The sequence below is a fragment of the Candidatus Limnocylindrales bacterium genome, assembly GCA_035626395.1.
In the GTDB taxonomy this organism is placed as follows: Bacteria; Desulfobacterota; Binatia; order UBA1149; family CAITLU01; genus DASPNH01.
Genome location: DASPNR010000013.1, coordinates 143,545 through 156,488, shown reverse-complemented (window position 1 = coordinate 156,488; position 12,944 = coordinate 143,545). Strand labels below are relative to the sequence as shown.

Annotated in this window: 6 protein-coding genes; 3 read left to right on the top strand and 3 right to left on the bottom strand. The window is 63.6% G+C overall.

Going from position 1 to position 12,944, the window contains the following annotated elements; all coding sequences use genetic code 11:
* The coding region (locus VEC57_07350) for an IS3 family transposase (GenBank protein ID HYB98940.1) at window positions 1-106 on the top strand (106 nt) is incomplete at its 5' end.
* A gap of 615 nt (window positions 107-721) precedes the next feature.
* On the opposite strand, the gene VEC57_07345 is transcribed toward VEC57_07350, so the two are convergent.
* Entirely contained in the window at window positions 722-2,320 is a 1,599-nt protein-coding gene (locus VEC57_07345) for a hypothetical protein (protein HYB98939.1), read from the bottom strand.
* Window positions 2,321-2,996: 676 nt separating this feature from the next.
* Between VEC57_07345 and VEC57_07340 the strand changes: the two genes are divergently transcribed.
* Together VEC57_07340 and uvsE are read left to right on the top strand one after the other, a co-directional pair.
* Entirely contained in the window at window positions 2,997-4,070 is a 1,074-nt protein-coding gene (locus tag VEC57_07340) for a DHH family phosphoesterase (protein HYB98938.1), read from the top strand.
* Window positions 4,067-5,125 carry a UV DNA damage repair endonuclease UvsE gene (gene uvsE / locus VEC57_07335; protein ID HYB98937.1) on the top strand — a complete coding sequence of 353 codons (1,059 nt, stop codon included), beginning with the start codon at window positions 4,067-4,069 and terminating at the stop codon, window positions 5,123-5,125. Before VEC57_07340 ends, uvsE begins: the two co-directional genes overlap by 4 nt.
* A 39-nt stretch (window positions 5,126-5,164) precedes the next feature.
* On the opposite strand, the gene VEC57_07330 is transcribed toward uvsE, so the two are convergent.
* Window positions 5,165-9,274 carry a hypothetical protein gene (locus VEC57_07330; GenBank protein HYB98936.1) on the bottom strand — a complete coding sequence of 1,370 codons (4,110 nt, stop codon included), beginning with the start codon at window positions 9,272-9,274 and terminating at the stop codon, window positions 5,165-5,167.
* 320 nt (window positions 9,275-9,594) lie between these two features.
* The gene (locus VEC57_07325; GenBank protein ID HYB98935.1) at window positions 9,595-12,861 is read right to left on the bottom strand and encodes a PAS domain S-box protein; all 3,267 of its coding nucleotides are present in this window, start codon (window positions 12,859-12,861) and stop codon (window positions 9,595-9,597) included.
* Between the last annotated feature and the right edge of the window lie 83 nt (window positions 12,862-12,944).

Below are 12,944 nucleotides of genomic sequence, written 5' to 3'. Positions count from 1 at the left end.
GTTCATTGAGGGCTGGTACAATACGCGCCGCCGGCACTCAGGCCTGGACTACATGTCGCCGGTCAACTACGAGAGGAAGGCGCTAGCGATGGCCGCAGTTCGATAGTCACAAACTGTCCGCGAAAGCGGGGGAACTCCAGTCTCTGGAATGGTGAACGCATCGGCTACGCCGCCATCTTCCGGAGCACACGACCGAATACTAGAAGCGCAAAAGCGAAGGAGCTCTCGCTTCGAAGCGAACGAGTGTAACACGAATTTCGTTGTAGAAGGGTTGGCACCTGCCGCGACGGCCTGCTCGAAGGTGGCGCGACCACCTGTGCCATCATCCCGACCAGCTACATCGGCTTCTACATCTGCAACAGTCCGCTGTTCGGGCAGCATGGATGTCCCCAACCAAAAAGGCTGCAACCTGACTTGATCCCACCCCGTCGCTTTTGGTTGCGGAATTAGTGCAACGAAGCAGCCCGACTCATGCCCGTGATTCAGAGGTTCTGCTATGACTGATTCAAGATAGAGCGGCCGATCCATGTGGATACCCTCCGTTCGGATGCCCCGCTCCATCTTGCAACTGCACACTGAAATCAAGATCGGCGCCGTTCGTCGGATTGTACGGGTGATTTGTCGCCTGCGCGACTCTAAGTGACAGGTAGTCATAGCTAGAGATATTCCGCGAGCCCAAGGGTATGGACCATTCGTATGTCGAAGTAGTTTGCGTAGCCCATTAGAAAACTGCACCGGCTTCAAAGTCGCCATTGCCTGCATACGTGGAGCCATTCATTGGATCGCCTGGCTGGACGTTCGTACAGTTGCACGTGCCATATGGGCCACAAGGATTGCTCGCGCAGTCGAAGTACGCGGTGGTGTCGAACGGCCCTCTACATGCGACAGTCCCTACAGCAGCACTGTATCGGCAGCCATCGTCCGGCAAAAGGGTATTGAAAATGACGGGGAACAGGTATTCACAAACGCTCTCGTTCGTACAGGTTCCGGTCGTCGGCAGCGAGCATTCGCAGCGCTGCCGAGTGGCACTGGCATCGAGGGCCCAGTCACAACCGCCGATCTCATCTTTCAGCGGAGCTTCGAGCAAGCCGGCGACATTGGCCGTAACGGTCCAGCCAGTGCTCGTAACAGTTAGGCTCGGATTCGTGTTGAAATCGTCTATCGTTTGCACGCTTGCACCAATAGGAACAAGCGTCGAATACACTCGTCCGCAACGATCGGTCGGCCGGACCGGCGCCGCGGCGGGTCGTAAGATTTCCCACGGTCGCCACAGAAACTCACGTGCCGCTAGATCTGTATCAAGGTAGTAACGCATGACTGGAAGAACGTACCCGGCGAAAATGGTTCGCTGCTCGGCCGTGGTCAGGCTGCACGCTGCGTAGCCCGACGGTGCTGCTGTCCTATCGGAGAAGGCTTCGTGGCTTGCTCCGAAGATAGATGTAACGGAACGTGTGCCCGACGCGCGGCCAAATATTTCTGGGCTGTGCGTTTCGGCATGGAACGTAAAGTTGGAGACGTCATCGTCGGCGGTGCCCATCCAAAGATGAAATGGGGCGTTATATGGAGTCGTCGCGCCTGGATACGTGTTCGTAGGTAGGGCGTAGTGGTGATTGGTGGGGGCCATGCTGGACACCAGCGCGATGTCTGTCGCATCGAAGTAAGGCTGGTTGAAGAACCCGTTGACGAGTTTCATGTACGCGATAGCTGCGGATTCTCCACCGCGACTGTGCCCAGTCATCGCGATACGAGAACCATCGATTCTTCCACTGAGGGCGCCGTTCGCAATCGTATTCTGAAGGGCAAGAAGTCCCATCATGTGTTCCAGCGCGTTTTGTGCTCCGGCATCTACGCCGATATCGACGGCCGTCTCGTGGCTCAAGACGATGTAGCCCCATGACGCCAGATGGGTACCGACCAGGTTGTAGTACGCGAAGTTAAAACCATTCCCATGCCCAATGACGATCAACGGACGTGCCGACATTGACCCAATATTAGAAGGATAGAATAGGCGCGCTGCCTCGTAGTTCACTCCGTAAGACACGCCCTGCAGGGTATAGTTGTATTGTGTTACGGAGGACGGGCCGGGAGCCGTGCTATCGGCTACCACAAAGAAACCCGTCTGATTTCCTTGCCCGTCAATGTAGTCGGCGGAATCGAGCACGCCGTTCAGGTTGCAGTCGAACACCAAATCATACGGCGTAGCGAAGGCAGTCAGTTGGCCACCTCCGAGAGATCCGCTTCCGGTCAAAGCAAAACTATTGTTCTGGATATTAGTAGTACCGAAGGCCTCAAGCTGCGGAGCCCCTCGGACGTCCGTCAACGTACTACTCGTCGCCCAACCCGCGGCGTCCTTTGCGGCAACCACGTATAGGTTGCACACCACCGATGTCGTCAAGAACCTCGGATCGAGTGCGGCGAAAACCGTACTCCCAAGAGTGAACGTGTCGGCGTATCGAACCGGGGAAATGACGCGAGCGACCGTCCCCCGAGCGCCGTCCCTACCTGCGCAAATGATGGTGTGTAGAAACCTAGTACACCGATGGAGACTTCGTCCTGCTCTGGTGTGCAGCGCGATAAGCCGCATCGCACACTCAGGCGCCAGCGTTCAACCGCGCGCGCCACCGTCGGCGCCAGGTCGACGGTGAGCTTCAACCAAAAGCGTCCGCCGCGTCCCCTTTGCGCAAACCCCTTCGCGATCCCCGTAGATGCCATACGGAAAAGGCGCTGCCACTCATGCAAGATTACCCCCGGCAGCACCTCGCGAGCCTGCGTGCAAGGTTCCGCCGCTACGCCGCGTGCGGGCGGCTGCTTCCGACGAATCTGCGAATTCGGCGGGTGCGCGACCGTCAGGCATGGCGTTCATCCTCTGGCGGGCTACTGTAACTCATCTGTTGCTCGCTGCCCGGAGGTGGCGAGCGCCATCTGGATAGACGCGGCATGAGTCCTGCAGCCCCCATGACCATCGAAATCCGCCGCTCGCGCGGGTCTTTCCCCTAATGGATCCCGACTTTCCTCCTCCCACCCTGCTCGCGGCTGACGTCCGGAAGCGCTTCTCCGACGCACTCAGAAATTTCGATGCACAGAAACCGGTGCTCGTCATGGGTCATCACGATGCGGATGGTCTCAGCGCAACGGCTCTGCTCGTCCGTGCCCTGCGCAGCAGCGGACGCGAAGTCATCACGCGCATTGTTGGTCGCGGCGAGAACCCTTGGTCGAAGAGCATGGCAGCAGAGCTCGAGCCGCTGGCGCTGGCGGGGCTGATGGTCGCCGATCTTGGTGTGCGTCCCGGGACAATCAAGTCCGACGCACCGACCATCATCATAGACCATCATGTGCCGTCGACAGCGTTGGCAGATGGCGCGGTGATCAGCGGATACGGTCATTCGCCCGTTCCGACGTCGAGCCTGCTCGCGTTCTGGTGTGCAAGCGAAATAGCGGACGCCGACCGATGGTTGTGGATCGCCGCCATCGGGCTCATCGGCGACATGGCAGAAGGTGCGGATTTCCCCGAGCTCTCGCTGGCACGAAAGCGCTACGGCATCACTGCGCTTCGCGAAGCGACGACGTTGATCAACGCACCACGGCGATCGGCGTCCGGCGATGCGAGTCCCGCGTTGCATCTGCTGCTGCACGCGGAGAGCCCCAAAGATCTGCTGTCCGGCCGCTACCCTGAGACCGCGAAGCTCCAGGCCGCTCGCGAGGAAGTCAAGGCAGCTATGGCGGGCGCACGCCGCATTGCTCCCAAGGTGCGCAATGGTGTCGCGCTGATCCTGTTCGATTCACCGTGTCAGATTCATCCGCTGATCGCACAGCAATGGCGTGGACGGTTGAAGAACGAAATCGTGCTCGCCGCCAACACAGGGTATCGACCCGGCTGGATCCACTTCGCTGCGAGAAGCGCACGTGACGTCGACCTGATCGAGTTCCTCGCCGAGCACAAACCGGCGGGTGCGGACGAGAACTACGGAAGTGGACACGTTGCGGCCACTGGAGGTGCTCTCCGACCCGATGACTGGAACGCATTCATTGTCGGACTCGGCTTCGGACCGGAAAGCCAGGTGCAGCCATGACGCAAGTGCCACCACGGCTGGGTTTTGCCGTGAAGGTGATGGGGAAGCCCGGCTTGAAGTCGAACGACGCACGGCGCTGGCAAAAGAATCCGCATCTCAAGGTCTCGCTGGAATACGTCGACGCGATCTTCGACTATCTCGCCGAGCACGAGATCAAGATGTACCGGCTGTCGTCGGATCTGGCGCCGTATGCCACCCATCCCGACATGCCGCAGTTTCACAAGATGGTGGCGGAGAGCGACGCCGAGTTGCAGGCGCTCGGTGCCAAGGCGCGGCAGCTGGACATCCGCCTCTCATTCCATCCCTCGCAATACGTGCTGCTCAACAGTCCGGACGAGACGCTGACCAGGAAGAGCATCTGGGACTTCTCGTCTCAGGCGGAAATGCTCGATCGCATGGAGCTGGGACCTGAAGCGGTCATGGTGACGCACGTCGGCGGTGTCTACGGCGACCACCAGGCGAGCCGTGCGCGCTGGGTCGAGAACTGGAAGCGTCTTCCAAAGCACGTGCAGAACCGACTGGTGCTCGAACACGACGACATCCGGTTCAGTGCGGCCGATGTCCTTTGGATCTACGAGCACACGGGCGTGCGGCTCGTCTTCGATTACCAGCACTTCTGGTGCTTGAATCCAGAGCGCCTCGGCATGGTGGACACGCTTCGACGAATCGTGGAGACGTGGCCCGAGCCGCAGCGGCCCAAGATCCACTACTCGTCACCCCGGACCGAACTGCGCGATGTGCAGCGGCGGGACCCGAGAACCAAGCGCAAGAAAACGGTGCAGCTGCCGCCGATCCTCACGAATCATGCGGACTTCACCAATCCGTTCGAATTCGCACGCTTCATGCGAGACGCGGAAGGCCTTAGTTTCGACGTCATGCTCGAGAGCAAGGCCAAGGACATGAGCCTGCTCAAGCTTCGCGTCGATCTCCTGCGTTATGCGCCGGACGTGGCTGCGCACTTCGGCATCTTCCCCGACGATCTCGAAGCACTGGAAGCCGAGGAGGCAGCACTGGAAACCTCCGAAGCGGCAGAAACCGCGAACGACGCGAATTAGTCGCGCAAGCGCGGCACGGCCGGCTCCCCGATGGCACGTTCAAGGCAGCATCTGAACGTCCGTCACCGCCGTCGATACGCAGATCGTGCGCGAGGGCACCGTGTCGAGCGCCGACGGCGAGATGAAGCCGCTGGCAGGAGCCACCTCGACTGGATTGCCCGTCGTCAGCGAGTGCACCTGGTGCGGCGACTGGTTCGGTTCAATGCGCGCGCCGGCCGTTCCGCCGGCAAGCGCCGCCACCTCCTCGCTCTTCCAGACGCGCGCGAGGCCGGACTTGTAGCAGAGCAGCGCGAACGGCGTGACCGGGTTCGACTCTTCGATCGTCGCCGCACTCTCCCGCGGCGGCTCGACCTCGCTCATCGCCGCCGGGCTGCACAGCTCCACGGGGATTTTGAGATCATAGAGGCAGTGCCCTTCCACGCTGGTACCCTCGAAGCCGATGCCGCCGTCGGCGTCGGTGGCGCAGTCGTCGAACGTGTCGCGGAAGTATCCCTGCAGATCGGTGCGGAACTTGGTGACGCCGGGAGCAAGTTCGGGAGTCTGATCGCTGGCGACTCCCTTGGCCGTACGCACCTGGTAGCACAGGAAGTGGTTCTTGCCGCTGGGGGCGACGAGCGGGCCGGTGTCGCCGGTAGCGGCGGGCACCAGCATCGCCGTCACCTTGCGCGAGTCGACGACGATCGTGCCGAACTGGTTGGTGAGCTCCCAGCGTCGGGGGATGTGCGCCACCGTAGGCGGGAACGCGCCGTTCGCGAGCATCGCGCTGGCGCCGTCACCGGCAGGGCCGACCTGGTAGCGCAGGTAATGCAGCGCGGGCTCGACCGCCATGCCAGTTCCATCGCTGCCCGCCGGAGTGAGCAGGCCCATCGTCTTCTTGGCGGCGTGGTTTTCCGGATCGTCTCCGTCGCCGTCGGCAACGTGCTCATCGTTCAACGTGACGTTCCATCCTTTGGGGAGCGTGTCGGCGGCATCGGAGGAGTTGACGCGATAGGCAACGAACTCATCGATGCAGATGCGCGTGGCATCGCCGCAGACGCCGCCGCTGCAGACTTCGTCGATCGTGCAATCGTCGCCGTCGTCGCAGCTCGTTCCATCGGGCAGATCTGCATCCGACGGGCACCCCGCCGGCGTGCCGGGACATAGCTCGGCGGAGTCACAGTCATGCGCAGCCGAGCGGCAAACCGTCGTGGATGGCTCGAACGCATCGGCCGGACACGCGGCCCCCGCCGTTCCGCTGCAGGTCTCGTCGCTGTTGCAGAGATCACCCGAGCCGGCGCGGCAGACGGTGCCGGCGGGCTGGACGACGTCGGCGGGGCAGTCGGCCTCCGAGCCGGTGCACAGCTCGTCGGGGTCGCACAGATCACCGGAGCCAGCGCGGCAGACCGTGCCGGCGTTGCCGGCCGGGTGCTGGCAGGTGTCGCTGGAGCCGTCGCAGCGATCGAGCGTGCAGACGTTGCCGTCGCTCGAGCAGGTCGTGTCCGCGGGCGCCTTGGCGTCGGCGGGGCACTCGGCGGCTTCCCCGCTGCAGGTCTCGGCGGTGTCGCACTCGCCGGCCGCGGCCCGGCAGACGGTTCCGGCATTGCCGGCCGGATGCTGGCACAGCGGGCTCGAGCCGTCGCAGACGTCCCTCGTGCAGACGTTCCCGTCGCTGGTGCACGAGGAATCGGCCGGCACGAGCGCGTCGGACGGGCACGTGGCGGTGCCGTCGCAGGTCTCGGCGATATCGCACTCTCCGGCCGCGGCGCGGCAGACCGTACCGGTATTGCCGGCGGGGTGCTGGCATGCGTCGCTGGAGCCGTCGCAGCGGTCGAGCGTGCAGGCGTTGCCGTCGTCCGTGCATGCGGTGTCGGCCGACTGCTTGGCATCGCCCGGACAGGTCGTGCTGGCGCCGTCGCACAGTTCGGCCGCATCGCACTCGTCGGCGGCCGCTCGGCAGGTGGCGCCGGCGTTGCCGGCAGGGTGCTGGCACAGTGCGCTCGCGCCGTCGCACTGGTCGATCGTGCAGGGATTTCCATCGCTGCTGCACGACGTCCCGGCATCGGTCAGCCCATCGGTCGGGCACGTGGCGGTGCCGTCGCAGGTCTCGGCGACGTCGCATTCGCCGGCGGCCGCGCGACAGACGGCGCCGACGTTGCCGGCGGGATGCTGGCACGCATCGCCGCTCCCGTCACAGCGATCCTCCGTGCAGGCGTTGCCGTCGTCGCTGCAGGACGTGCCGGAGGCGACCTTCGCATCCACGGGGCAGGCAGGGTCGGCACCGTCGCAGATCTCGGCGGCGTCGCACTCGCCGGCTGCTGCGCGGCAGGTCGCGCCGGCATTGCCGGCGGGATGTTGGCAGGCGGTGTTGACGCCGTCGCACTGGTCGACGGTGCAGGGATTGCCGTCGCTGGCGCACGCCGTGCCGGCGGCATCGAGCACATCGGCCGGGCACGACGTGGAAGAGCCGTCGCACACCTCGGCAGCGTCGCAGTCGTCGACGGCTGCACGGCAGACGGCGCCGGCATTGCCCGCCGCGTGCTGGCACGCCGTGCTGCTGCCGTCGCAGCGGTCGCTGGTGCAGGCGTTGCCGTCATCGGTGCAGGTGGAATCCGCGGGCTGCAAGGAGTCGGACGGGCAGCTCGCGCTCGCGCCCGTGCAGGTTTCGGCCACGTCGCACTCGCCGGCGGCGCCGCGACAGATGTAGTCGACCGGGCGATAGCTGCAGGTTGCCGAGCAGCACGATGCCGCGGCGCCGTTGCTGGCGCCGGCGTCACACTGTTCCCCTGTGTCGATGGTGGAATCGCCGCAGTTGGAGACGCGCTGGCCGTACGCCTCGAATTCGCCATCGGTCGTGTCGTCGCCCGTCCACGCAACGAGATACTCGAGGCTGGCGGCGTTGAAGGCGACGCTGACGCCGGCAGCCACGTTGAATGCCACGTTGCCGTCGACGCCCATGTCGCTCAGCCGCATGTCGTTGGCGCCCACCGCGGCGCCGGTGCCGCTCGCGATGCGCTGGCCGAAGACCTCGAACTCGTTGTTGACCAGAGGCGAGGTGTCGTCGTCCCCCTGCCAGACAACGAAAAATTCGTCGTTGATGCCGTTGTAGGCCACGGCCGGCGTGAAGGCGCCGTAGGAGGAGCTGCCATCGGGCCCCATGTCGCTGATGCGGAAGTCGTTGGTCCCCACCTCGGCGCCCGTCGATGCGGTCAAGCGCTGGCCGTGGATCTCGCTCTGCCCGCTCGTCTCGTCGGCCGACCACACGACGAGGTACTCGCCGGCGTCCGGGTCGTAGGCGACGGCGGGAGCACTGGCGCTGGTGGCGGCGATTCCGTCGATGCCGACGTCGCTGATGCGGAAGTCGTCGTTGCCGGTCTCGGCTCCGGCCGACGTCAGACGCTGGCCGTACACCTCGAACTCGCCGTCGATCAGCGGCAGGCTGTCATCCTCGGCCACCCACACGACGAAGTATTCGTCGTTGGCGCTGTTGTAGACCACGCGCGGGGCATCGGCATCGTAATTGGCGTTGTTGTCGGGGCCCATGCGGCTGATGCGGAAGTCGTTCGTGCCGATGGCGTTGCCGGTGCCGTCGAGAAGCTGTCCGAAAATCTCGATTTCATCGTTCGCCGTCACCGTCTCGTAGTCGGCCTCCCAGACCACCAGGCATTCGCCGTTGGTATCGTGACACGTTACGGCCGGCGCATTGGCCGCGTAGCTGAGCGAGCCGACGTCGCTGATGCGGAAATCGTTCGTGCCGACCTCGACACCATCGGCGTCCACGCGCTGGCCGTAGATGTCGTTCTCGCTCGTCCCGTCGTTGCCGCGCCAGACGACGAGGTACTCGTTCGTCGCCGCGTTGTACGCGACGGCCGGCACGGTGGCGTCATAACTCGCGTTCAGATCCGGCCCCATGTCGCTCAGCCGGAAATCGGAACCTAGAAGGGAGCCGTCGGCGGCGACGATCTGGCCGTAGATCTCGAACTCGCCGTTGAGCATCTCATCGGCCGACCAGACGACCAGGTATTCGGTCTGATCACCGTTGTACGCGACGGCCTGTGTGTTGACGTTGACCGTCGTGTCGCCGTCCGTGCCCATGACGCTGATCCGAAAGTCGTTGGTACCGACTTCGGCAGCCGGCGCACGTTCGGGGAACGCCTGGACGGCGACGGACAAACCAAAGCAAAGAATCGCGAGGCGCGACGAAGTGTAAGACATGCCCCTGACCCTCCCACCATGGGTTTCGGTTTTGGACGTCCTAAAAAATGGTGCCGAAAGGTAGCGAGTTGGCGCGGCTGCGCCAAGTGACAAATCGCACTATACGAAGCGGTGCACGCGTTCCGTCCGCATGCCGCACCGCGTCAGTCCGCGCCGCGGCAACATCCGCCCGTAAGACCGGAACGGCGGTCGGCCGCGTGCGTATGCCCTATCCTCGCGCCGGCCGTGTGCTCGAACGGCAGCGAACCGTTGCGAAGGCCGCGCAGCGGCGACGCGGCTCAGCTACCGGGTTCCAACCGTTTCGATCGCGCGCTCGCCGATCTGGTGGGCAGCAATGTGAAATAGAACGTCGCGCCTTTCTCGGGTTCGGCCTCCGCCCAAACATGTCCGCCGTGTCGCTCCACGATGCGCTGAACCGTGGCAAGTCCGATCCCGGTCCCCTCGAATTCGCTTACCGGATGCAGTCGCTCGAAGGCTCCGAAGAGCTTGCTCGCGTGCTCCATGTCGAAGCCGGCGCCGTCGTCGCGAACGAAATAGATCGTTTCGCCGTCCGCGTCGCGTGTGCCGAACTCTATGCGTGCGCGTTCGTGCCTGCTCGTGTATTTCCACGCATTCTCAAACAGGTTTTCCAGCACCACCCGCAGAAGCGAGGCATCACCTTCCACGCACACACCGTTTTCGATGATGAACTGGACATCGCGCTGCGCGTCCGAGTTCGCGAGCTCGCCGGCAATTGCGTGGCCGATCGCACTCAAGTCCACCGTCGTCCAGGCCATCCTGCTGCGCGTGACGCGGGCCAGCGCGAGCAGGTCGCGGATGAGATGCCCCATTCGCGTACTCGTCGCCTGGATCCGGCTCATGTAGTACTGCCCCTGTTGATCGACGAGAGGGCCGTACTCCTCGAGCAGCACGTGGCTGAAGCCTTCGATCACGCGTAAAGGCGCGCGCAAATCGTGCGATACCGAATAACTGAATGCCTCCAGTTCCTTGTTGGCGGCTCGCAACTCGGCAGTGCGCTCGCGAACACGCTCCTCGAGTTGCTCATTGAGCCGCTGGATTTCCTTCTGGGCCCTCTTGCGTTCGGTGACATCGCGCGCGATCCCCTGGACCGCGATGGGAACGCCGTCGCGCTCGACCACGCGCGGGCTCGCTTCCAGCAGGACGCTGTCACCTTGCTTGGTGATGACCTCCACCTCGACGGCGGCGGGGATCGCGCGTTTGCTGAGTACGCGGTCGATCAGGTCGGCAACATAGCCGCGGCTGTTTGGCGCGATGATCTGACCGAGACTCATGCTTTCGACTTCGGTCTGGGTGTATCCAAGCGCCACCTCGGCCGCCGGATTGATTGAGACGAAATTGCCGGCAAGGTCGTGGCAGTAGATGATTTCGTGCGCGTTCTCGAAGAGCTGGCGATAGCGCTCCTCGCTCTCGTGCAACGCATTCTCGGTAAGCTTGCGCTCGGTGATGTCGCTGAAGATGCCGTTCAATCCGACGACCTGGCCGTTTTCCACGCGTGGGCTGGTGGACGCGCGAATCCAGCGCAGATCGCCGGCCTTGTCGAAGACCCGGAAATCGATCTGTCCAGCCTCGCCCAACAAGTTGCGGCCGCGATGCTGTTCCAGTGCCGGCAAATCGTCAGGATGGACGAAGTGTGCAACGCCCAGGCTCTTCACCTCGTCGGCAGAGTACGAAGAAACCGAACTGATGGCTGGACTGACGTAAGTGAAGTTGCCGAGCGTATCCATGGTATAGACGACATCGTTGACGTTCTCGACGAGATAGCGGTAGCGCTCCTCGCTCGCTCGCAGTGCGTCCTCGGTCCGCTTTCGCTCGGTGATGTCATGGATGACCACCTGGACGGCCGGCTCGCCGCCGAAGATCATGGGCATGCCCGTAGTCTCCACGTCGATGGGAACGCCGTCCAAGCGCAGGAGCTGATCTTCACGGGCCTCTGCCGGGGTCCCGGTCTCGAGCATGGTCCGGATCCTTTCGGCGAGTTGCTGGCGGCGCTCGGGCCGGACGACTTCCATGATCGACCGTCCCACCAGGTCGGATGCGTCTGCGGCGCCCATCAGCCGAGCGGCCGCATTGTTGGCAAACATCACTTTGCCTCGCGCATGCACGACGATGCCATAGGGTGACAACTCCACGAGCTGTCTGTACCGGGCCTCGCTCTCCTGGACCGCTTCCTCGGCCCGCTTACGATCGTTGATGTCGGTGACGATCCCGATCATTCCCACCAGCTCGCCATTCTCGTAGCGCGGCCTGCTCGAGCTGCGCACCCAGCGGATTCGTCCGTCCTTCTCCTGAATCCGGAATTCACGAGGCTCGGCCTGGCCTGCCATGGTACGCCGCGCCGCCTCCTCCAGATAAGCCGCGTCTTCGGCGTAGACGATCTCGATCAACGGTTTGCCGAGCAGATCCTCCACCCGATAGCCGCTGATGCGCTCGATGACGGGGCTGACGTAGGTGAACCTGCCCGAGCGGTCGGTCGCGAAGACGACGTCGTTGACGTTCTCGATCAGCGTCCGGTAGCGCTCCTCGGAACGTCGCCGCTCTTCCTCGGCGTGCTTGCGTTCGGTGATGTCGATCATGATGCCGCGCAGCCGGGAAGGCTGACCATGCTCGGAGACCACCTTGACGATGTCGCGCAGCCAGACGACGCCGCCGTCAGCTGCAATCATGCGATACTCGAAATCGTGCGAGCGCGATTCCCGCGTAGCTCCTGTGCACAGATCGGTGACCCATTCGCGATCGGCTGGATGGACGTGCTCGCGCCAGAAGTTCGGCTCATCGAGCCAGCGCGACAGCGGATAACCGAGCAGACGCTCGGCCTGCTGGCTGACGAAGGTGAATTGGAACGTGCTGGCGTCGGCTTCCCAGACGATGCCATCGATCGAGGATACGAGCTGTTCATAGTGCAGCCGCGAGCGCTCCAGCGCCTCGCGTGCGGCCATGGACTGATGGCTGAGTGCGGCCAGCGGCTGCAGGGAGGTACCGGACTCACACCAGGATTGGCCCGATCGTGTATCGGCGTTGCCCTCGGATTGGAGCGACTCGAGATCGAGCTGGCAGAGGTCGCGAAACCGCAGCAGCAACCGGCGCTCGGTTTCGCCGAATACGTTGGGCTTGCTGTCGAGCACGCAGATCGTGCCGAGGACGGCTCCGTCGGGCCACCGGACGTTCACGCCGAGATAGGCGATGAGACCTGCACGCGCATCGGGGCTGTTCTTCCATTGCGGGTGCTCGCGGGCGTCCGCGATGTGGACCGCATCGGAGGTCTGCACGGCCGCCTCGCAGTAGATGTCGCGCCCACGCCGCCAGCTTGCGCCAGCCCGATAGGGATTTCCCGCGGACAGGCTGGATACCAGGACGACGATTTCGCTCGCTTCGGCGGCGCGAATCAAAACGGAGGGCACCTGCAGCAACTCCGCCAGCTCATCGAGGAACGTCTGCCAGCGGGCGAGCAAAACGGCGGGGATCCCGCCGTGCCCGACGGGCGAGGCGGGATGACGCCGGGCATTCGAAGAAGCAGCCCTTTTCACGCGACAGACCCCTATCACAGGGCGCACCCCATAGTCGCGACTGGAACGACGAAAAAAACGCACCGCCAGCGCAAATTCGCGCT

What these genes read in the sequence shown, in the direction of transcription:
- VEC57_07340 (HYB98938.1), top strand. Translation starts at nt 2,997, where the DNA reads ATGGATCCCGACTTTCCTCCTCCCACCCTGCTCGCGGCTGACGTCCGG.
- uvsE (HYB98937.1), top strand. Translation starts at nt 4,067, where the DNA reads ATGACGCAAGTGCCACCACGGCTGGGTTTTGCCGTGAAGGTGATGGGG.